Source organism: Polyangium sorediatum (assembly GCF_029946465.1).
GTDB classification, from domain to species: Bacteria; Myxococcota_A; Polyangia; order Polyangiales; family Polyangiaceae; genus Polyangium; species Polyangium fumosum.
Window position 1 is genome coordinate 1 of record NZ_JARZHI010000098.1, and the last position, 21,951, is coordinate 21,951.

Below are 21,951 nucleotides of genomic sequence, written 5' to 3' on the forward strand. Positions count from 1 at the left end.
CGGCTTCTTCGTCGGCCTGTTTGAAAAACTGCGCGGAGCGCAGTTTTTCAACCCTGGGTCCAGCGCCTCGCTGGTCCGGGGTCGAGGGGGCGGACAGCCCCCCGCGGGGTCCGGGGCAGCGCCCCGGTCCGAGGCTCAGGCGCCGGCGCGCCAGAGGGCGTAGATGGCGCCCCAGGACATGGCGAGCAGGACGACGAAGAAGACGTAGGAGAGACGCTCGATGGTGCGGATGGACTTGCGGCTTGCGGCGAGGCCCCAGCCCATTGCGAAGGTGCCGATGCCGTTGGCGAGGTGGTAGGCGACGCCGAGGGTGCCGAGGATGTAGACCACGAGCGTCGGCATGTGGTGGTGCATCTCGTGCGAGATGTCCGAGAAGGCCTCGGCGTGGCCGAGCAGCAGGCGCGGGCGGAGCATTGCGAGCCAGATGTGCGCGCCGAGGAAGAAGAGCACGCCGATGGCGCTTGCGCGCTGGAGGATGTAGCGGAGGTTGGCGAAGTAGCCGTAGCGCTCGTTGTTCGGGCGCATGCTCTTCAGCCGGCCGAGGCCCCATACCGTGTGGATCACGAGGGGCAAGAGGACGACGAGGAGCGTGATCCCGTGCGCGACGGGGTGCGCATGCTGGGTGACCGACGTCTGCCACGCTTCGGCGCCCTGGAAGGCGGCGAGGTTGTCCCATACGTGGTTCACGGTCCAGACGCCGAGGGGTGCTACGGCGAGGAGCGATCCGAGGCGCGAGGAGACGAACGTTCGGCGCGCGCCGCGGGAAGCATCGAGGATCTCGGCCGACATGCGCTCGCCTTAGTAGCTTTGCGCTGGAATGACAAGAGGGCTCGCCGACCCTCAGCCCCGGCCCCTCTCTCGCCGGGACAGGGGAGAGGGCGCGTCGAACCGCGCGGCGCCGACCTTTCGCCGGGCTTCGTCGTCCGCGCCGCTGCCTTGGCCGAGGCTCGCGACGTCGGCCGGGACGATGGCGGCGGGGCCGAAGCGGTCGGCGATGCGGTCGAGGACCTGGTTGAGACGCTTCGAGCGCTGCGCGCCCTGGTCGAAGAGTGGGAGCTGGCCCCCGCCGCGGCTGAGTTCGTGGGCCGAGACGCCCGTGAGGCGGACGCGGCGGGACAGGGGGAGGCCGTCGAGCAGCGCGAGGGCCGCGCGGTGAAGGATCGCTCCGTCGTCGGTGGGCTCGTCGAGCGTGGTCCGGCGCGTGAAAAGGGTGTGGTCCGAGAGCTTGATCTTCAGGACCACCGCCCGCGCGACGAGCCCCGCGCGGCGCAGGCGGCGGCCCACGCGCAGGGCCTGGGCGTGGACGTGCGGGGCGAGGGCGGGGGCGCCCTTTTGGTCCTCCTCGAAGGTGTCCTCGGCGCCGAGGGATTTTTGCTCGCGGTCCGGGACGACGGGGCGATCGTCGCCGCGGCCGGTCGCGAGGGCATGGATGTGCGGGCCGAGCTTGCCGAGCAGGACCCCGAGCGAGATCGGATCCCGCGCAGCGACGTCGCCGATGGTGTGCAAGCCCTGCGCGCGCAGGATCTCCTCGGTCTTCGGCCCGACACCCCAGAGACGCGAGACGGGCAGGGGCGCGAGGAAGCGCGTCGTGTCCTCGTGCGGGACGACACGCTGGCCGTTCGGTTTGGCGAGGTCGGAGGCGATCTTCGCGACGAGCTTCGAGGAGGCGACGCCGGCCGAGGCAGGCAGGCGCACTTCCTCGGCGATGCGCGCGCGGATGTGCGTGGCGATGGCCTCGCCGGTGCCGAAGAGCGCGCGGGAGGCCGTGACGTCGAGGAAGGCCTCGTCGAGCGAGAGGGGCTCGACGAGGGGCGTGACGGACTCGAAGATGGCGTGGATCTGCTCGCTCGCCTCGGCGTACGCGGAAAAGCGCGGGGGGACGACGATCGCCGAGGGCGCGAGGACGAGCGCGCGGGCCATGGGCATGGCGCTGCGGACGCCGAAGGGGCGGACCTCGTAGGAGGCGGCGAGGACGACGCCGCGGCGCGGGTGGCCGCCGACGATGACGGGGCGGCCGCGGAGGCGTGGATCGTCCCGCTGCTCGACGGAGGCGTAAAACGCATCCATGTCGACGTGCAGGACGACCCGGCTCATGGGCCCACGGTATGACACGGCCGGCGCCGCCGCGAGAATGTTCGCATCCGAAAAACGCGGCCGGGTACGCCCGCGCGCAGCGGCGGGCCCCAGTGTTGCTTCCTCGGCGCGGCAGGGGTTCGACAGGGGGGGTCTCGAGTCGTGGCGACGAGCGAGGTCGACATCGGCGGCGCGGCGCTCGACATCAGCGCCGAGGCGCTCGAGGAGTGCGCGCGGGAGCCGATCCACATCCCGGGCGCCGTGCAGCCGCACGGCGCCCTGCTCGCCGTGCGCGAGGACGATCTGCGGGTGGCGCAAGCAAGCGAGAACACCCGCGCCCTCGTCGGCGTGGACGCGCGCGCGCTCCTCGGCCAGCCCCTGCGGGCCTTCCTCGATCCGGGGTCGTGGGATCAATTCGAACGCGCCCTGCGGCAGCCCTCGCTCCGCAAGGAGAGCCCGCTCTTCCTGCGCTTCGCCGGGCTCGCCTTCACGGCGATGCTCTACCGCTCGGAGGGGCTCGTGGTGCTCGAGCTGGAGGCGTCGGGGCCGCCCGAGGAGAGCCGGATCGCCGGCACGCTGCAGGTGCTCCTCGCGCGGCTCTCGGGCGCGCGGACGGTCGTCGACCTGTTCCGCAGCGTGGCGAACGAGGTCAAGGTGCTCACGGGCTACGACCGGGTGATGATTTACCGGTTCCACGAGGACCTGCACGGCGAGGTCGTGGCCGAGGCGCGGGAGCCGGAGCTCGATCCCTACCTGGGGCTGCACTACCCGGCCTCGGACATCCCTGCCCAGGCGCGCCGTCTGTACACGAAAAACCTCGTCCGGTGCATTCGCGACGTGGAGGCGATCCCTTCGCTGATCGTGCCTACGGAGAACCCGCGGACGGGCCGCCCGCTCGATCTCAGCGACGCGTGGCTGCGCAGCGTCTCGCCCGTGCATGTGCAGTACCTCCGCAACATGGGCGTGACCGCGTCGATGTCGATCTCGCTCCTCCGCGGAGGAGAGCTGTTCGGGCTCGTCGCGTGTCATCACCGCGCGCCCCGGCTGCTCGTGCCGTCGCTCCGTGGCGTGTGCGAGGTGCTCGGGCGCGTGACGTCGTTCCAGATGGAGATGCTCGATCAGAAAGAAGCGGCAGAGCAATCGGTCCGCGCGAGCACGCTGGCGCAGCGCTACGTCGAGCAGGTCACGGCGCTGCTCGGCGCGTCGACCCACCGCGCGACCGCCAAAGGCGAGGCCGAGCGGGGCCTGCTCGGGCAGGTCCCTTCGCTGCTCGGGTTCGTGGAGGCGACGGGCGTGGCCGTGGTGGACGAGACGCAGGTCGCGACGGCCGGCGTGACGCCCGTGGCGGAGGACGTGCGGAGGATCGTGACGTGGCTGCGGGAGACGATGAAGGAGCCGCTCTACGCGACGGACTCGCTCGGCGCGGCGCTGCCCTTCGCGCGCGCGCTCGCGCCCGTGGCGAGCGGGCTGCTCGTGACGTCGTTCAGCCCGGAGGGGCGGACGATGTCGATGTGGTTCCGGCCGGAAATCGAACGGACGCTCTCGTGGGCCGGTGATCCTCGGAAGCCCGTGTCGCGGGATCCGAGCACGATGCGGATCGAGCCGCGCCGCTCGTTCGAGGTCTGGCGGCAAACGGTGAAGGGATGCGCGGAGCCCTGGAAGGCGTGGGAGATCGAGGCCGCGAGCGCGCTGCGGGCGGCGGTGGTGAGCATCGTGCTGGGACAAGCGGCGGACCTCGCGCGGCTCGCGACCGATCTGCGGGCCGCACTGCGCGCGCGGGACGATTTCCTCTCGGTCGCGTCGCACGAGCTGCGCACGCCGATCGCGACGCTGCGGCTGACGCTGGAGGCCCTGCAGCGCGCCACGTCGCGGGGCGGGGAGGGCGGGCTCAGCCGGGCGGACGCGATGCCGCGGATCGAGATGGCGATGCGGCAGGTGGAGCGGAGCGCGGCGCTCGTGGATCAGCTCCTCGACGTCTCGCAGCTCTCGTCGGGCAAGCTCTCGTTATCGTTCGCGGAGACGGATCTCGGGGCGCTCGTGCGGCGGGTGGTCGAGCGGCTCTCGGTGCAGGCCGCGGCGGCGGGATCGCTGCTGGAGGTGCGGACGGAGCCGGAGGTCGTGGGGCAATGGGACGAGGGGCGGCTCGATCAGGTGGTGACGAACCTGCTCACGAACGCGATCAAGTACGGCGCGGGGCGGCCGGTGACGATCGAGGTGAAGAGGCATCGGGGCGAGGCCGAGCTCGTGGTGAGGGATCGGGGCATCGGCATCCCGGCGGAGGCGCAGGGGCGGATCTTCGAGCGGTTCGAGCGCGCGGTGCCGGCGAGCCATTACGGCGGCTTTGGCCTCGGGCTCTGGATCGTGCGGCAGTTCGTGGAGCAAATGGGCGGCCAGGTGTCGGTCGCCTCGACCGAGGGGCAAGGCGCGACGTTCACGGTGTGCCTGCCGCTCGCCCGGAGCGCCGTGCCCGAGCCCGAGGGGGAGGGCCAGGGCGTTGCCGGGGCATGAACGCCGCGTGCTGGTGGTGGACGACGACGAGGATCTTCGCCGAACCGTGAAGATGGTCCTCGCAGAGGAAGGATACGCGGTCCTGGAAGCGGCCAACGGCGCCGAGGCGCTGACGCGGCTGCACGACGGGCCGCTGCCGGACGTGATCCTGCTCGACCTGATGATGCCGGTGATGAACGGGGAGCAATTTCGCCGCGCGCAGCGGGCCGATCCGTCGCTCGCGGAGGTGCCGGTCGTGCTGATGACGGCGGCGGGGTCCCGCGCGATCGAGCCGCTCCTCTCGCTCGGACCGACGCGGGTGCTGCACAAGCCGGTGGGGCTCGAGCCGCTTTTGGAAGCGGTGGACGAGGTTTCGTCAGGGCGCGGCCGAAACGGGCGCGCGAAGTAGCTCGGGCTTCGGCGCAGGCTCGTACGCGACGACGATGGGATCCTGGGGGCGGAGGGTGATCATCGGCAGGAGCGAGAGCGGGCGCCGTTCGAGGAGGCGGACGCGGACGCGGCGGAGGATCGTGGCGAGGACGATCGTGGCTTCGAGGAGGGAGAACTGGTTGCCGATGCAGATGCGAGGTCCGCCGCCGAAGGGATAATACGCGAAACGAGGGAGCGAGCGTTCGAGGCCGCCGAGCCAGCGGTCGGGGAGGAAGCGCTCGGGCTCGGGGAAATACCGAGCGTCGCGATGATTGACCCACTGGCTGATCCAGAGCTGGGTGCCCTTGGGGATGCGGTAGCCGGCGAGGGAGGTCTCTTCGATGGCCTCGCGGCCGATGGCCCAGGCCGGCGGATACAGGCGCAAGGTTTCGAGGATGACGGCGCGGGCAAACGGGAGGCGCGCGAGGTGCTCCGTGGTTGGGAGGGTGTTGCCGAGGACGGCGTCGCTCTCGGCGCGGAGGCGCGCCTCGACGTCGGGGTGTTTCGAGAGCAGGACGAACGCATAGGAGAGGGCGAGGGCGGTGGTCTCGTGGCCCGCGAGGAAGAGGGTCATGAGTTCGTCGCGCATCTCGCGATCGGAGAGGCCACGGCCCGCGTCATCCTCGGCCGCGAGGAGCATGGAGAGCAGATCGGAGCCGCCGCCGCCGCGCGCCCGCCGCGCGCGGACGACGCCGAGCAGGACGTCGTCGAGGGTGGCAATGGCGTCGCGGGAGCGGCGGTTGCTGGGCAAAGGGAGGTGTTCGAGCCAGGGGAAGAGGGTGATCGAGCCGTCGCCGAACCGACCCACGACGACGTCGAGCGCGTGGGCGACATCGGCGGCGCGCGGGCCGACGTCGCTGTCAAAGAGGGCCTTGGCGACGATTTCGAGGGTGAGGCGCATCATGTCGGCGTGGATGTCGCGGACTTCGCCAGGCTGGAGGGAGCGGGCGAAGCGGTCGGCGGCGAGGGCCATGTCGTTGCCATAGGCGGCGATGCGCTCGCGGTGGAACGCGGGGGCGAGGAGGCGGCGGTGGCGGAGCCAGATGTCGCCTTCACTGGTGAGGAGGCCGTCGCCGAGGACACGGCCGAGGCCGCGGGTCATGCGGTCTTTCCAGAAGCGGCGGTGTTCGGAGACGAGGACACGGTCGATGTCCTCGGGTTCGCGGAGGAGGAAGGCTTCGATGGGGCCGAGGCGCATGCCGACGATGCGGCCGCGCGCAGCGAGGTTCATGAGGAAGCCGAGAGGATCCTGGCGGTAGGCGATGAAGTGGCCGGCGAGGGGAAGGGCGCCGGGGGCGAGGGGCGGCAGGGGGGCGGGCGGGGACATGGGGGCATCGTAGCCGGACGAATCGACCGGCGGAAGCGTTGACCTCGCTTCCGCGTCACTCTGCACAAGCTCCGCCCCCTTGTCGCCGCCTTGAAAACGTATAGTGTCGATCGTGTGAAAAAGACGGCCCTCCTCGCGCCTTTCATTGGCATCTTGGCTTGTGGCCCGAGCATTGAAATCACCGAGGCGGCTTCCACCGGGGCTCGCCCTCGCCCCGATGCATGCACGCCCGGTGCGGCTCTGAAGCTCGCGTCGATCGACCGGAAAGAGCTCTCGCCGCCGCCTGCCCCGGTGGGCTCCATGGTCCTCGATCCCAAAACGAGCCGCGCGCTCATCATCGGCGGCATCTCGCTGAAGGGCGGCGGTCCTGCGAAACAGATCTCGGCGCTGGACCTCGCCTCGCTCGAGCACCACGTCCTGTCGCTCAAAGGCGATCCGGTCGAGGTGCCCACGTTCGCTGCGGCGATATGGGATCCCGAAAATGAACGCGCCGTCGTCATCGGCGGCACGGGAGGCGCCGCGGATCTGGCGCAGGTCTTCGCCGTACGTGTCGAAGGGGACGCGGCGATCATCGACCCACTCCCCGCGTTCCCGATCGGCTCTGCCTCGGCTCCCGCCGCCGCGTACGATCCAATCGGCAAAAGGGTCCTCGTTGCAGCGCTCATCCATGCAGACGATCCAGCGCTCACGCTCGCCTACCGCGGGACCTACGCGCTCGACCTTCGGCCAGGCGCCGAGAGTTGGTCAACGCTCGTTCCGGGGGAAGCCGGTCCGCCAGCGCCGCAGCCGGGCGAATCGCGGCAAATGGCTTATGATCCCGCGCTCGATCGGATGGTGATGGTCCGGAGCGGGCAGACGTCTGGGCCGGCTTTCGCGTGGGCGCTCGACCTTCAAAACCCCACGTCATGGATAGGTTTGGCGGGGACGCTCCCTGCTCTCCCCGTGTCCACGCCGTCGCTCCTCTGGGACGAGGTCTCGTGCTCGTTTCTCTCGTTCACGCGTACCCCGAATGCGTGTGGCTTCAACGCTTGGGCGATCGACGCCGCTGCCACGCTCTTCGCACCAAGTCCCCTCGGTAGCGCCATGTTTGATCCCGGTGGGCCCGGAAATGGAAGCGTCTTGCTCGATGCCCCTCGAGATCGGCTCCTGATCCTCGGCGGCAGCGATTGCACCGCCGAGGGGAACTTCCTGAAGACCGTCGAGATCGTCGGAATCAAGCGAGGGCCGTGACTGTCCTTCAGCGATTCGGCGCGCGGGGAAACAGGGTGGAACGAACGACCCGTCCCGTGTAGCATGGGCGGCGACACATGCCCCTCGAGAGCGTTCCCGCCGCCGCCACCGCCGAAAGGCTCGTCGAGGTCCTCGAACGCGACGGCGCCGTCATCGTCGAGGGGCTCGCGGCTCCTGCGGCGATGCGCCGCATCGGCGATGAGCTTGCGCCTTGGCTGACACTGCCGATCGAAAAAAGCCCGCTCGGCAACGATCGCTTCAAGGGCATGAAGACGCTACGCACCTCGAGCCTGATCGCAAAGTCGCCGGGTTGCCGCGACCTCGCGACGACGCCACGCGTGCTCGAGGTGCTCGACCGCGTGCTCGGCCCGCAATGCGCGACCTATCAACTGTCTTGGACGCAAGCGATTCGCATCGCGCCGGGCGAGATCGCGCAGGTCGCGCACCGCGATACGAACATGTACCCGTTCGCGCGCCCCGGGCCTGAGTGCTTCGTGAATACGATTTGGGCGCTCACCGAGTTCACGAAAGAAAACGGCGGAACCGTCGTGTACCCCGGTAGCCATCTGTGGTCCGACACGCGCGTGCCCACCCCCGACGACGAGGTCGCGCATGTCGAGATGGCGCCCGGTTCGGTCGTGATCTACTACGGGTCGGTGTTCCACGGCGGCGGCGCGAACGTGACGACCGACCGCGATCGAATCGGCATCGGGCTTGCGTACACGCTCGGCTGGCTTCGCCAAGAAGAGAACCAGTACCTCGCGTGTCCGCCCGAGATCGCGCGCGATCTGCCCGAAGCGCTACGTGCCTTGATCGGCTACACGGGGCACTACCCGTTCTTGGGTTGGCACGAGGGCGCCGACCCCGCGCTGCACAAGGGCGCGGGGCAACGAAGGAAGTACGCGACGAGTCTCAAGGGCAGGGGCTAACAGCACCGAGAAGACGCCGGGGGCGGGGGCGGGAGCGGGAGCGCGAGCGCAAGCGCGAGGGGGACGGGGATTCAGGGGATCCCGCTCGGGGACGGCGATCGTACCGTCGTGCTCGGGCTCTTCAAGGCCAAGCCGTCCTCGTCGTCGTCGCGCTTCGCGCTCCGGGCGCCTCCGGGCGGTGCTGCGCAGCCTTCGGTCACGCCTCGTCGGACGAGAGGTCGCGGTGCTTACGGACGACAAGGGCGGGATCCAGCAGGTAGCCGCCGTCGCGGGTGATCAGCGCTCCTCGCAGCCCGAGGCCGCGAAGCACGGCCACCGCGTTGTGCAAGCGGTTCGCGGCGGCGCCCGGCAGGATGCGCTCCCCCGGCCAGCCTGCCTCGACGAGCTCGGCCACGGGCAACGGGTCCCCTGGCACTGCCGCGTGACGCTCGGAGAGCCGCGCGAGGATCGCGGCCAGCACGTGGCGTCGATGAAGGCTCACCTTCTCGCCTTTCCCGAGGCGGAACCAGCGGCCGTTCGAATCGAGCTCGAGAGCCGGCTCGGGCGGAGGCGCCGAGATCGACCCTTCGTCGGGCGCGGGCAGGCAGGGCGGGAAGACGCCGGCCTCGCAGGCGGCGAGGGCGCGCTCGAGGGCAGGCGCGATGCCCAGCGCGGTGAGGCGTATCGGCCCCGTGGACAGATCGCCGAAGGAGGTGAGGCGACGGCGCGCGTCGTCGAGGCGAGCCCGCATCTCCTCCCAGCGTCCCTCCATTGCGGCGCGTCGCGCGCGCGCGACGTCCAGGCACCCTTCGAGGAGGTGAACCTTGACCGCGACGACCGGGAGCGCGCTGTTCGCGCGTGCTTCGGCGAAATGGGCTTCGGCGCGCTCGATGCGCCCATCCTCGGCCTCGAGGACGCCGAGATAGGCGGCGATCACCTGCGTGGTCGACGGATACCTGCTCGAGGCCCGTTCGCGGATCATCCGGTCGACGATCGCCCGCAGGTCGGCGAACCGTCCCTGGCAGTGGAAGGAGTCCATCAAGTGCAGGAGCGAGACCTGATACGGGAAGCCGCCGCCCTGCGCGCGAAGCTGCTCGCTCACCTGCTCGAGCCGGCTCGCGTCCTCCGCCCGTCCGAGGAAGAGCTCCAGCGCGCGGGCGTGCAAATTCGCCACCGCTTCGAGCATCGGCGCGCCTGCCTTCTTCGCGGCGGCGCGCGTCAGCTCGGCGGCCTCGAGCGCGCGCTCGAGCTCGCCCGAGACCATCCTCCGGATGATGAGGTTCCCCAGCGCGACGGTCCTCTCGCGTAGGTCTTCCAGCTCCTCGACGAGCGCAAGGATCTCGGCGGGGTCGAGCACCTCGTCGTCGGGCCCGCAGAGCACCATGGCCAGAGCCGCGCGGTCGCCGTGGAGGCGCGCCGCCGCCACGGCTTGCCGATAGTAATGCCCGCCCGCCTGAGGCTCGGTCTGGTAGATCGAGGCGGCCGCCAGCGCGACGAGGATGGCCACCTCCGCGCGCCGGTCGCCCTCCTGCCGCGCGAGCGACAGGGCGCACTTCAGATCCGGGCGCGTGTCCGTCCACGGGTAGCTCATCCAGTGGGCCTCGGCGCGCATGCGCAAGTACCGGATCCGCAGCTCGGGCGTCGCGGCCTGCTCGCACATGGATACGTCTTCGAGCAGGTCGACCCGCGCCTGCAGCGGCCCCACCCGCGCGAACAGCGCGTCGAGGGCGAGTGCGGCGCGGAGCGCGAGCGCGTGCTCCTTCACACGCCGGCGCGCGACCTGGAGGATGTTGCTCGATTCCAGGGCGAGCTGCTCCAGCCCGAGCGCGAAGCCCGCCCCCGAGGTCAGGGCCCAGGCCTCGGCCGCCTCGACGAAATGGCGGCTGTGTCTTCTTTCGGCCCGCGCGCTGCTCGCCTCGTCGAGCTTGCCTGCCGCATAGACCCGCAGGCTCTCGAACATGCCGAAGCGCGTACGGTTCGATGGGCCCGGCAACACGTAGCGACGGAGCAGCGATTTGTGGCAAAGGGCCGCGAGCACGTCGAGCACCGGGGGCGCTTCGGGGTGAGGGGTCAGGTCGAGCACCGCTTCTGCGGCTTGAAGGGAAAAACCGCCGCGAAACACGGAGCACTGGGCGAAGGCTGCCTTTTCCCAGGGCATGAGCAGATCGAAGGACCCGTCGATCGCCCGCTCCAGGGTCTGGTGGCGCTCGGGAGCGCCCCTCCGGGCCGTCCGCAGGAGCCCGAAGGGGGATCCGAGCCGCGTGTCGATTTCGGACGGGAGCAGGATCGCCGTCCGCGCGGCGGCGAGCTCGATGGCCAGCGGGATCCCCTCGAGATGCTCGACGATCCGGAGCACGGCGTCCCGCTCCTCGCCCGTGATCGCGAGGTCGGGGCGCACGAGGCGCGCGCGGTCCTCGAAGAGCCGCACCCCTTCTTCCAGCGTGAGCGGCTGGATCTCGAAGGAGACCTCTTCCTCGAGCCGAAGCGCCTCGCGGGAGGTCACGATCAGGGTGGCGAGCGGCGCCATCACCAGCCAGCGGCCGATGGTGGTCTCGGCGTGCTCGACGACCTGCTCGAAGTTATCGAGCAGGAGGACCATGGGCCCGCGTGCCGCGAGCGCATGCCCGATCTGGGCGACGGTTTCGTCAACGTCCCCGTCGCGCACCAGCGACAAGCCGAGCTGCCGGGAGACGATCGCGATCACGCTGCCCCGGGTCGTGGCCGTGGTGAGATCGAAGAAGTGAACGCGCGCGCCCTCGTCTGCGAGCATGCCGCCGAGGCGCCGGAGCAGACGTGTCTTGCCGAGCCCCGGCGCGCCGAGGATGGTCACGAGGCGCGCACCATCGTCGAGGTAGGCCTTGAGCTGACGGATGGAGTCCGCGCGGCCCACGAAGCTCGAGCGCTCGACGCGCCAGCTCGGCGCCACCGCGCTGGACAGCTTCCTCCACATCTCCGGGGGGCTTGGTGCGCCCATCACGTCGAACGCGTCTTCGAAAGCTTTGCTGTGCATCATGAGGCCGCGCGCTCGGGCGAGTCCGAACCGCCCGCGCGAAGACCGGAGGCTTGCAGTCCCCTTCCATCGTTTGCAAGGCCGAGCACGTCTCCCTCGCGTCGAGAGGTGCTCTAGCTCGCGCGCAGCATCGTTCGGGAGCGCCCCACGTCTCCGCGCGCAACCCGGCACGCCGCCGGGCGTAGCGTTCCGGGTCCGTTCGTGGAAGCGCAGGCTCGGCGGCCTTTTGCTCGACCGCTTCGGTCACCTCGACGCTGCGATGGGGATGTACGTGCGCGGCGCGGGCTTCCTCCGCCCCGGCGACCGCGTCGAGGTAGACGGCGGCCTGCTCGGACGCCGCGCGATCACGCTCGATGTGTGAGCCCACGCGCGCAGCGCGTTGCCTCCCGGCACACCGTCCCGAGCGTGAGCTACGCGCCCAGCCAGTACAGCGCGTGAAGGGTGGACTGCTGCTCGTCGAAGTCGAACAGGAACCGAGGCCCTTCGTGCTCGCCGAGTTCGAGCATCGGCAAGTCGTAGCGGGTCACCCGTCGGTGAGGTACGGCCCGGGCGTCGAGAGCCAAGGCGACCTCGTCGATCGTCATCTTCGGGCGCAGAAACCAGCTAGCGAAGCGGAGACTCGTGAAGTCGGCGACGCCCTTGTCGACCTCGAACTGCACCAGCCGGCGCGCCTCGAAGGAGAGATGGACCGAGCCGTAGAACCAGGAGACAGCCCCCTCCGAGAGGCAGGTGACGGCTTCTGGAACGCCCAGCATTGCCTCCACCGCCTCGGCCGGCATGCCAAGGCGGAGGGGGCTCAGGCTGCGGGAGCGGAGCGCCGAGATCAGATCGATCTCGACGCTCCGACCCTGGGTCACGTCCACGAACGCCTCGACCGGCCGGCCTGCGAGCGCCGCGCCCTGCCGGAGGGCGTCCTCGAGCGAGGCGACGCTCTCCGGTAGGGTGTTCGGCGCAGGCAACGGGGACGGCGCAAAGGCCAGATCGCCCGAGTACCCGTAGATCTCGTAGGACACGGCCGAACCGGCTTCTTCGAAGCGCCGCACGAGCACGACAGCGTCCTCCGCAGCGTTCCGAACAACCCAGGCTCGAGGCATGTGGTTCATGGTCGCGACGTCCTTATAGGGCTACTTGAAGTACTCCAAGACGGCTTTGATCCGCTCGACGAGGCGTGGGTTGTCCTTGAAGTGCTTTATGCCTTCCTCGGCCGTCTTGCGGATCGCTTCTCTGCCCTCCTGGGATTCCGCGAACTCGGAGACCTCCTTGAGCGCCGCCTTCAAGGCCTTCTTGTCCGGCTTTCCAAAGGCGTCAAAGATGAGCGTCTTCACCTTGTCCTTGACGCCAGTGCTCAGCAGGAACTCCGTGCCATTGCTCGCCTCGACGTGAACGCCCTTCACCAGCCAATCCGGCTGGGGCGGGTGCACTTTGCACGCGTTGTGCACCAGCTCGCAGCCGGACGCCGCGCTGTCACACACGAAGTACGTATGCGTCCCCTCGACCTCGAAGTTGAAGACCTCGTCCGAAGTCGCTCGTGGCTGCACCGCGACGACCTCGACCGGCTGGTCCCCCTCACCGAGCAGGGCCATCCCCGGCTGTAGCTCGGTCATGGCGAGGAAGGCGCGGCGCGCCGGCACGTAGAACGGGTGCTCCGCCGTGCCCACCTGCCGGTGCTCGCCCCGCGAGGTCCGCACGGTCAACTCGACCAGGCGCGTGGCACCGTGTCGCATGGTCTGCCGGATGCGCTGCAGCGTCTCGCCCGTCGCCCGGATCTCCAGGCCCTTGCCGCTGCGCCGCGTCTCGTAGACACGTCCTTGGAAGGCCACACGCGCGCCGGCGCGAACCTCCCGCAGGACCCCGTGCGACGCCCGGCGCCCTTCATGAGCAAGCACCCAGACGACGTCGTCGAAGCTCGGCGCACGCGCCTCGCCGTCGAAGGGTCGATCGGCGTCGTCGCTCCGACGCGCTTCGCTGAGGATCGCGGCCGCCGAGGGGGATTGCCACGCTCCCGGAGGTGTCTCGATATCCCGCGAGACGATGATCTCGCCCGCTTGGAGGCTCTCGATGGCGCGGGCACCGTCCGGCGTCAGGATGGGCGTCCCGGCGACGAAGCAGTTGATCAAATCCGCGCAGTTTCCGCCCTTGCACGCCGAGAGCAACCCCTCTGACGCGCCCTTTGCTGCATTCTTGAGGAGGTTGTTGAGCCCCCCGGCCGTCATGAGCGTGGAAGCGGTATCGAAGTAGGTGTCCCGCGTCCAGAGCGAGGAGAAGAGCCCACCGGTCCAGCCGACGACGAGATCGCCGACCGTGGCGTCGGGATTCGTCGTCAGGTTGGCATAATACATGGCCGCGTCCTCGCCAAAACCGGTGCCGAAGTAGTGGCCGTCCTTGAACTTTTGCCACCCGGACCGAGCGTCGCCGCCATGGGACTGCCCGCCCTGCATGGGCCCGGCATCCTCGGTCGCCGTGCCGCCGTTCTCGTCGGCGCGTTGAGGCGAGCCACCGCCTCGGTTGGGGCCCTTGCTGCCATTCGAGCCGCCACCCGAGCCGACGTCGATCGACACCGTTATCACGATGAGCCCGAAGGGGGTGGGGATGGGGATGCCGATCGTGGGATCGCTGCCGCCACGGTCCGTGGGACACGAGGGGTAACAAACGTCGCCGCCGTGCGTCGGATCGCCAGCGAAGCCGGTGGGATCGGTGACCGAGAGCGGGTTGTAGCCGACGTAGGCGTAGCGGTTGTACGACCACGGGCTGAAGGGCGACTGCACCATCGGATCGCGGCTGAGGAAGTGGCCACTCTTCGGGTCGTAGATACGCCCCTTCATGTTGATGAGGCCGAGCTCGTCCTCCATTTCGTGCCCGGTGAAGCCCTGGCGCACGTCACCGCTGGCGACCGCGCCTGCGGGCAGCGCGGGATTGTCGACGTCGGCGCGCGCGCCGAAGGGGTCGAAGCGCAGGTACTCCTTGACCGCGCCCGATTCATCGGTAATCGCTGCTGGCGAGCCCAGGTGATCGTCGTGCAGGTAGTTGACCTCCTCGTCGAGGATGCTGCCGCCCTGCTCCTTCCAGACCACCTCGGCCACGCTGCGGCCGCCCGCCACCACGTGGAAGACGTGCGCGACCGCGTCGGTCCGATACCGCCGCTCGTAGAGGTCCTCGATGTACGTCGTCACCTCGCCGCTGCTCGCGTTCTTCAGCAGGCGCTTGTTCCCGGGACCATAGTGATAACGGGTGGTCGTGGTCCAGGTGCTGATTTGCCGGGGCAGGCCAAACGCGGTGTAGTTCACGTGGCGCTGCGGCCCCTCGATCTGGTTGCCGTTGGCGTCATAGTCGTAGCTGCCGAGGGTGGAGCTGATCGGCGCATAGGGGTTGTGCGCGCCGGAGTCGTCGTAGTCGATCGTCAGCGCCTTGGCGGGGTCGCCCAAGAGCACCTCGCGGGCGTAGAGTCGGCCCAGCCCGTCATAGTGGAAGTTGTGCGTCGCGAAGGGGCTCTCCGGCGCCTGCAGCGGCGCCACCGACCAGCTCTCGAGCCGATTGAGGGATGGGTTGTACCCGAAGCTCTCGTGCAGCTGGGCCACGCCGTCCGTGCGCCGTGTCAGGTTGCCATTCGCGTCGAAGTCGAAGCCGAGCTGCTGCACGGCCTCGTTCGCACTGTTCTGCGTGTTGATCTGACGCAGCACGTGTCGGAGCGGGTCGAAGACGCGATGCGAGGTCACGTCATTGCCGAATCGCTCGTCGGTGAGCTGGCCGCGGGCGTTGATCCCCTCGGCGCGCCAGAAAAGCTGGCCACTGCCGTCGGTCACCTCCTTCAGGTGGCCGAAGTCGTTGTAGCCGTAGCGTGCGAAGAAGCGCGCGTGGTTCGGCACCTCGGGGTACGCAACCTCTGCCAGGCGGCCGAACCCGTCGTAGGAGGAATGGACCACGTGCGTGTTGCGCGCGCCGTAGACGAGCGGATCGGCCACATCCCAGGACGACTGGCTCAGGTGACCGAACGCGTCGTAGCTGTAGTCCACCCGCACGCCCTCGTCGAAGCTGAGGTACGTGGCGAGGCGGCCGACACCCGCGCCGGGCGCGTTATCCCAGGTGTAGTCGACGTCGAAGTCGGGGCTGTCCTTGTGCACGATGCGCCCGAGCACGTCGAAGTCGGAAATCGTCTCCCCCTGGGCGTTGATGTCGCGCACGCGCCGACCAAGGCCGTCCTCGTACACCGATTGCTCGCGGTAGCCCGCGGTGGTGCTGGCGCCATAATACTCCTCGAGCAGCGTGCGGCGGCCGAGGATGTCGTACCCCAATTGGCTCGTCTGGCGCACCTCCGCGCCCTCGAATATCTGGACCTGCTTCGGCAGGTTGAAGGGAGCGTAGACATAACGTGTCCGCAAGGTCGCGCTTCCAAAGGCTCCTTCCGCGCTCTCCACCACGCGGCCTGCGGCGTCGTAAAGCACATAGGAGACGGCATTCCGTGCGTCGATCGTGTCCGTGCGATCGACGGAGTACACGTGCTCGACCTTGGTGCCATCCGGATGCGTTTCGAGAAGCAGGCGCCCGAGCTTGTCATAAGCGAAGCTCGTCAACTGCTCGGGCTCGTCGCTCCTGCGTGGCACGGAGACAGCCGTGCGCCGGCCGAGGGCATCGTAGACCTTGCGCTGGATCACCGGCTGACCATCGAAGCCGGTCGTGCGGGTCTCCACCTCGCGGCCGAGCTTATCGAGGCGCAGCAGGCTGCTGCTGCCGTCGGCATGCTGCGTGAGGATCTCGGCGAGGCCATCGCTGCCCCAGCCGTAATGCAGCGTGGTGTCCGCCTCGTCAGGGCTGTCGGCGACGCGTAGCCGGCCGAAGCCGTCGTATTGCGACTCGGTGCGAAGCCCGTTGGGCGAGGTCTCTGCCGTCACCACGCCGAGGCCCGGGTGGTACTCGGTCTGTGTCGTGTGCCCGAGCGCGTTGGTGACCGTGGTCGGGAACATCTGCTCCAGGCTGTCGTAGCTGATGGAGTCGGCGCGGCTCTGGCCCCTGAAGTTGGTGGCCGTCACCTGCATGGGCAGGCCGAAGGTATTGCGCTGGTACTCCGTCTGCAGGTACGCGGCCAGATGGCCCCAGGGCTCCACCGTCTCCGTCTTCAGCAGGCCCGTGGGATAGTAATCGAAGCCGACCGTGCGCGTCGCGGCCGTGCTCGCGTCCATGCGATGGGTGGTGTAGCGCATGTCCGGCAGGCCGATGAGCCAGTTTGCCGCGTCCCTCGGCTTGAAGGTCGTCGTGATCTGCTGCTCCTCGCCGGTATACTGCCCGCCGTACAGGCGCTTGGTGAGCTGAGAGGTGAGGTTGCCGTCGGCGTCGTAGACCTGCTCCACGTCGGTCCCTGTGGTGATCTCGACGTCATGGAAGAGGGGGGGCGGGGTCTCCCCGGGCAGCCAGCTATACCGTCGGTAATTGTACTCTGGCATGCGGTGCGTCTGCCCCGGCGGCAGCCGGACGTCGACGCGCTGGATGCGTTGTGGCCAGGCGAAAAAGACGCGACCGTTCGCTTCCTGGGTCACCTCGTAATGCGTCGAGGTCTCCGTGATGTGCGTCCAGCCCGTCGCGAGGTTCACCCAACTGCGCGAATACACGGGCCTACCGGCCAGGGGGTAGGCCGTGCCCACGCGCGACGCGTGGGATAGGTCGTATTCGGTGTAGACGACGGCGCCCGTCTGCTCGTCCGTGACGGTGTAGGCCAGGTAGCCAAGGAAGCCGCGCAGGCGGTCGATGTACCCTTCGCTGTACTTGTAGGTATAGCGGTTGAGGCCGCCTTGCCCGTCATCCAGGCGCAGTTCCTTCACCACCCACAGCGAGCCCGGAGCCTTCCCCAACTGCCCCGCTATCGGCCAGGAGTTTGGATTCCATATGGGATTGGAGACGAAGGAAAAACCTGTCCGCTGCCGTGTCTGGTGGCTGTACTCGGCGCGCGCGCCATTGCCGTCCCGCACCGCCGTGAGCACGTCGGGTCGCGGCCCCTGCCGCAGGTACTTCACCGCGCGGCGAGAGCCGTTCACCGTCTCGGACTGGAGGATGTCCGTGAGCCCATCGTTGTTGAAATCCCCGAGCGTGACGAACTTGGCCGTGTTCATGGCGAGGATGGGCAGACCGACGGTGCCGAGCGGCACGTCCAGGAGAATGCGCCCCTCGAAGCCGTAGCGCGTCGACTGCATCATCACCCAGTGATCGCGCGACTGGCCGTCGGGCCCGTACTTCTGTGCGATCAGCACGTCCTCTTTCCCGTCGAAATTGAGATCTACCGTGTAGATGCCCGGCGGATCCTGCTTCTGCCACGGGTAGAAGCGGCCCGCCTGGTAGCCAACCGCGATGTAGTGCGACTCGCCGGCGCGGAAGCCGTTGCCAGTGTTGATGTGCACCACGGGCGCGCCGCCCTCCGGCGTGAAGCGCAGCGCGTCTGCGAGCCCGTCGCCATTGATGTCGGCGAACCAGTAGCGCGGCTTGGGCTGGCCCTCGGTGAAGGCCTCGAGCGTCGTGGGATGCTCCCACAGGTTACCGCCTCGCAGCTCCAGCGCAGTCAGGTAGTTCTTGCCGTCGGCAAAGGCGTCCTTCTCGGCGATCAGCAGCGACGTGCGGGCTGTGCCTTCGATGTGCGCCGAATACGCCTGCGCGAATCCGTCGTTGGCCCAGGGAGCGCGGAGGTTGGGCAGTTGGAAGTACTCGCCCAGCGTGCCTTGGGTGTTGGGTCGGAAGGCCCAGATGAACGCCTCGGGCGTCTTGACGACGCGCAGCGCCTCCGGCAGCCCATCGCCCTCGAGATCCGCGAAGTACAAGGGCGGGTCATGGGGCTCGGTGAAGGACTGCCACATGGTGGACGACTCCCCGTCCATGCCGTCCCACCACTGCGACCCATTGCCAGCATCAAAACGCATCCAGCGTTTCGGGCCGCCGGCCTCGGGGACAGCGACCTTGAACATCTCGGCCCTGCCATCCGCGTTGGTGTCCGCGAAGCGCGGCGACACGTCGGAGATGGTGGGGTCATCGTCCTCAATGATCAACTTTCCGTCCGCGGTCCATCGCCCGTTGCTCCAGTGGAGGATCAGCCGGTCCACCCAATCGTACGGGTCGACCTTCGCGGCAAAGAGATCCACGACGGAGGCTTGCGTGGAACCGTTGGTGATGGGCTCCAACGAGATCATCGCATCCTCCCGCTCGAAGTCCCAGCTTCCCTGCGTCCACTCGAACGTGGTGGGGCGCTTGCAGGCACCGGTGCCATCACACTCCTTCACCTGCTTCAACTGGCTGAGGCCGGAGATGGACGTGTTTGCGTAGGCGAAGTCGTAGGAGCGCAGGAGCGCGGGCTGGTTGGGACTCGGGCCCCACATCTCCAGGCGCTTGAGGCGCCGCGGCGAGCGGATCTTCAGCCCGTTGACGTAATTCTCCTGGATGTCGGGGCGCTCCTCGTAGACGAAGCGCACCGAACGCTGCGGCGCGAGCCCTGCGCCGGTGTTGCCCGTCCAGCGGATCTGCGTCGGCCACAGCTCTGCGCCGTTGACCACCGAAGTGGCGTAGTCATAGTCGATGTAGTTGCCCGCGCGGTCCTCCATGCGCGCCACGGGCCAGGCGTAATGCTCGCCTTCGACCGACTCGACCGGCCCGCTGCTGGTGCGCGCGACGGACACGCGCAGGCCGCCGAGGTACTTGCCCGAGCCGCCGAAGGTGAGAATGCGCCCGTCCTTCAGATAGGCGCGGAACATCTCCGGCCCGACGCCGCCGAAAGAGCCGACGCCGACGATCTTGGTGAAAAGATTGTTCTCCAGGCGGTACTCGGTGCCGGCGGCCCCGTAGGGGCCATGGACGGCGACCAGCCGCTGGCCATCGAGGCAGAAACGGTCGTCCGAGCTGAACTGTACGTCCTGCGCCTCGCCGTCCTGCGCCATGGTCTTGGGACAAAGCGTGATCTGCGAAAGGCCCGAGAGCGAGAAGCCCACGCCGAGCAGGCCATTGCCGCCCTGGCTGGAGTAGGAAAGCTCGAGCTCGGGCGCGAGCCCGGCGCGCCCTTCGGGCACCCAGAGCGATATCGAGTACTGCGCCGCGCCGGTGGGCGAGACGCTGGCCGCACCTTCGATGACGCCCGGCGTCTCGCCGTTCTGCCGATCCGTGGGCAGCGTGCCCAGGTTGCTCGGGCAGAAGGGCTCGGTGCTCAGGGGGACGGGCCCAACGCCGCCCAGCACCTCCCAGGCGCTCTGCGCCTCCTGCTTCGCCTGTGCGAGGGTGGAGCCTGGAGCGCTCTTTCGCAGCTCCGTCCCGCACTCGGACGAGGGTGCCAGCGGGTGGTTCGCATGGCGGCAGGACCCATGGACGGGCCGCGCGAGGGAGAGCCATCCCTCATAGGTGATGTCGCAACTGGCCGAGGGCTTCGTGGGGTAATGCTCGAGGATGGGCCCCTGATTCGCGGTGTATGTCACCATCGCCGCGTCGCCGTGCCAGAGCCGCGCGATCTCGCTCTCGGCGTGCTCGGCGCACGACGTGTGCAGGATGGCTCGCGGCTCCCAGTCGCACACCGGCGGGCCGCCCCCTTCGTCCGGCGTGCAGACCTTGACCTGCTTGTAACCTCCCGTGAGCGTCAGGTGCTCCTGGCGCTGCCCGTACGACGCGATGGAGCATTCCGGATCGTAGTCGCTCTCGTAGGGCGAGCACGGCGTCGTGCCCGACTGAGGGCAGACGGAGGTCGGCTGCATGGAGTGGCACGCAAAGCTGTAGGCGAAGCCGGATGCACAGGTCTGCGTATCCTCCGTGGCCTCCAAAGCCGCCGTGTCGGTGGACGTTGCGCCCTCTTCGCTGGGAGCGACCACCTGGCCGGACTCGTCACCGGTATCGGCCAGGCACCCTACGAGCCCAAGCGCCAGGATCACCCCGAACCAGCGTGTCGAGCGCGCCTGCCCCGGCAAACCTCCCCGCGTCGAAGGGGATACACAGCGGCTCGTGCTCGCCTGTTCCAGGCGAGCGGCGCGATGCCGAGATGCACTTGAAAACAACATTCCCGAACCTTTCCTGGGGCGCGTGCCGCGCCCTTGCCGAATTGCACGAAGAAGAGGCTGTCGGGGAGTGCTCCGCAGAACCCCCGCATCGAAGACAAACAAACCAGGATTGCCTGCCAAGGAGCGCGCTGCGTTGCATGGCGTATCCCGTGGAAGCCCGACGAGCGTGGAGTGTCCGCGCTCTGGGGGCCCCTTAAATTGTCCTTAGGAGATCCTCCGCAGCAGCAGCGCACATGGGCTGCCCTACGGGTTGGTCGGGCCTCGAGAGGCGACCAAGGGCGACTGCGCGTGGAGGCGTCGAGCGCGCGAGAAATTTAAGCGAACTCTAAGGCGCCCCTCGGCCCATCCCCATAGGCGGGATCCCTGTGGCGTGGTGCCCCGGGTGTTGGAGCGACCGATCGGAGGCGAGGTGCGGTGATTCCGTACCTGGAGGGGCCCCTTGGCGATCGGCCCGACGGGAGAATCGCCTGGCGTAGTCCTCCGGCGTCACCCGGAGGGCCCGCTGAAAGGCCCGTCGCATCCGCTCCTCCGAGCCGAAGCCGGAGGCGTGCGCGACCTCGTTCATGGTCGCGCTCCCCATCTCCAGGTGGGCACGCGCTTGCTCGAGCCGGCAGGTCTCCACGAACTTCGCCGGCGTGGTACCCACCTCCGCGGCGAAGACGCGCGCGAAGGTCCGCGGGCTCATCCACGCCCTCGCCGCGAGCGCCTCGACGCGCAGGTCCGCGGAGAGATGGTTGACGATCCAATCGACCACGTCCCCGAGTCGACCGGTGAGACCGATCTGCGCAGAGAGGGGCTGACTGAACTGCGACTGCCCACCGGGGCGCTTCAGGAACATCACCAGGAGCCGGGCGGCGGCGAGCGCGACCTCGTGGCCCAGGTCCTCTTCCACGAGCGCGAGCGCGAGGTCCATTCCAGCGGTGGCGCCGGCCGAGGTGTAGATGTCGCCGGAACGGACGAAGATGGCGTCCGGCTCGACCTCCACGGCGGGGAACTCCCGGGCGAGCCGGCTGGCCGCGCGCCAGTGCGTGGTGGCGTGGTGCCCGTCGAGGAGCCCCGCCGCGGCGAGGAGCAGCGCGCCCGCGCAGACCGAGCCGAGGCGCCGGACCCTGGGCTTCATGGCGGAGAGCCAGCCGAGGAGCCGCGCGTCGCGCATGGCGGTGTCCATGTCGAAGCCGCCCGCGACCAGCACCGTATCGATGCCCGAGGTCGCGTCTGCGATCGATCGATCGGCGACCAGCTTCGGCCCTTGCCCGCTGCCGATCACGCCTCCATCCACCGAGAGGAGCTCCACGCGATACGCCGGCGGACGTCCGGGGACGCGCTCCGCCTGCACGAGCGTCGCGGTGTTGAACACCTCCATCGGTCCGACGATATCGATGGCCGCCGCGCCCTTGGACCCGACCATGGCAATCAGCCGCGTGCCGGACCGAGCGCCGGCCTCCCGGCGCGGTGAACGAAGGGGAGCCGTCCTTTTGCGCG

General features: G+C 69.0%; 12 protein-coding genes. 5 read left to right on the plus strand and 7 right to left on the minus strand.

Annotated elements, in window-relative coordinates:
- Window positions 1-135: 135 nt before the first annotated feature.
- Both QHF89_RS45750 and dinB read right to left on the minus strand, forming a co-directional pair.
- On the minus strand, window positions 136-789 hold the full coding sequence (locus QHF89_RS45750; protein ID WP_136970908.1) for a succinate dehydrogenase/fumarate reductase transmembrane subunit: 654 nt from the start codon (window positions 787-789) through the stop codon (window positions 136-138).
- A gap of 51 nt (window positions 790-840) precedes the next feature.
- Window positions 841-2,094: a DNA polymerase IV gene (dinB, locus tag QHF89_RS45755; RefSeq protein WP_136970907.1), complete on the minus strand. Its 1,254-nt coding sequence runs from the start codon at window positions 2,092-2,094 to the stop codon at window positions 841-843.
- Between the two features lie 141 nt (window positions 2,095-2,235).
- Here dinB and QHF89_RS45760 point away from each other — a divergent pair, with 141 nt between their 5' ends.
- Together QHF89_RS45760 and QHF89_RS45765 are read left to right on the plus strand one after the other, a co-directional pair.
- Entirely contained in the window at window positions 2,236-4,581 is a 2,346-nt protein-coding gene (locus QHF89_RS45760; protein ID WP_136970906.1) for an ATP-binding protein, read from the plus strand.
- 16 nt (window positions 4,582-4,597) lie between these two features.
- The gene (locus QHF89_RS45765; protein ID WP_284721813.1) at window positions 4,598-4,969 is read left to right on the plus strand and encodes a response regulator; all 372 of its coding nucleotides are present in this window, start codon (window positions 4,598-4,600) and stop codon (window positions 4,967-4,969) included.
- On the opposite strand, the gene QHF89_RS45770 is transcribed toward QHF89_RS45765, so the two are convergent.
- Window positions 4,937-6,316 carry a cytochrome P450 gene (locus QHF89_RS45770; protein WP_284721808.1) on the minus strand — a complete coding sequence of 460 codons (1,380 nt, stop codon included), beginning with the start codon at window positions 6,314-6,316 and terminating at the stop codon, window positions 4,937-4,939. The genes QHF89_RS45765 and QHF89_RS45770 overlap by 33 nt on opposite strands.
- A 114-nt stretch (window positions 6,317-6,430) precedes the next feature.
- On the opposite strand from QHF89_RS45770, the gene QHF89_RS45775 reads away from it, so the two are divergent.
- Window positions 6,431-7,546 carry a hypothetical protein gene (locus tag QHF89_RS45775; protein WP_284721809.1) on the plus strand — a complete coding sequence of 372 codons (1,116 nt, stop codon included), beginning with the start codon at window positions 6,431-6,433 and terminating at the stop codon, window positions 7,544-7,546.
- A gap of 77 nt (window positions 7,547-7,623) precedes the next feature.
- Window positions 7,624-8,475: a phytanoyl-CoA dioxygenase family protein gene (locus QHF89_RS45780; protein ID WP_136970902.1), complete on the plus strand. Its 852-nt coding sequence runs from the start codon at window positions 7,624-7,626 to the stop codon at window positions 8,473-8,475.
- Between the two features lie 196 nt (window positions 8,476-8,671).
- Here QHF89_RS45780 and QHF89_RS45785 read toward each other — a convergent pair whose 3' ends face one another.
- Window positions 8,672-11,467, minus strand: coding sequence for an AAA family ATPase (locus QHF89_RS45785; RefSeq protein WP_136970901.1), 2,796 nt, complete (start codon window positions 11,465-11,467; stop codon window positions 8,672-8,674).
- 223 nt (window positions 11,468-11,690) lie between these two features.
- On the opposite strand from QHF89_RS45785, the gene QHF89_RS45790 reads away from it, so the two are divergent.
- A complete protein-coding gene (locus tag QHF89_RS45790) occupies window positions 11,691-11,825 on the plus strand; it encodes a hypothetical protein (protein WP_284721810.1) in 135 nt (44 codons plus the stop codon).
- Between the two features lie 49 nt (window positions 11,826-11,874).
- Here QHF89_RS45790 and QHF89_RS45795 read toward each other — a convergent pair whose 3' ends face one another.
- The 3 genes from QHF89_RS45795 to QHF89_RS45805 form a co-directional block, all read right to left on the minus strand.
- Complete coding sequence (locus QHF89_RS45795) at window positions 11,875-12,513, minus strand: hypothetical protein (protein ID WP_136970900.1); 639 nt, start codon at window positions 12,511-12,513, stop codon at window positions 11,875-11,877.
- Window positions 12,514-12,588: 75 nt separating this feature from the next.
- Window positions 12,589-20,169 carry an RHS repeat-associated core domain-containing protein gene (locus tag QHF89_RS45800; protein WP_284721811.1) on the minus strand — a complete coding sequence of 2,527 codons (7,581 nt, stop codon included), beginning with the start codon at window positions 20,167-20,169 and terminating at the stop codon, window positions 12,589-12,591.
- Between the two features lie 625 nt (window positions 20,170-20,794).
- Entirely contained in the window at window positions 20,795-21,877 is a 1,083-nt protein-coding gene (locus QHF89_RS45805; RefSeq protein ID WP_136970898.1) for a GlxA family transcriptional regulator, read from the minus strand.
- Window positions 21,878-21,951: the final 74 nt, after the last annotated feature.

Bases quoted from the DNA above. Each gene is read 5' to 3' on its own strand.
- QHF89_RS45750 (WP_136970908.1), bottom strand. From the start codon at position 789: ATGTCGGCCGAGATCCTCGATGCTTCCCGCGGCGCGCGCCGAACGTTC.
- dinB (WP_136970907.1), bottom strand. From the start codon at position 2,094: ATGAGCCGGGTCGTCCTGCACGTCGACATGGATGCGTTTTACGCCTCC.
- QHF89_RS45770 (WP_284721808.1), bottom strand. From the start codon at position 6,316: ATGTCCCCGCCCGCCCCCCTGCCGCCCCTCGCCCCCGGCGCCCTTCCC.
- QHF89_RS45780 (WP_136970902.1), top strand. From the start codon at position 7,624: ATGCCCCTCGAGAGCGTTCCCGCCGCCGCCACCGCCGAAAGGCTCGTC.
- QHF89_RS45785 (WP_136970901.1), bottom strand. From the start codon at position 11,467: ATGATGCACAGCAAAGCTTTCGAAGACGCGTTCGACGTGATGGGCGCA.
- QHF89_RS45800 (WP_284721811.1), bottom strand. From the start codon at position 20,169: ATGCAGCCGACCTCCGTCTGCCCTCAGTCGGGCACGACGCCGTGCTCG.
- QHF89_RS45805 (WP_136970898.1), bottom strand. From the start codon at position 21,877: ATGGTCGGGTCCAAGGGCGCGGCGGCCATCGATATCGTCGGACCGATG.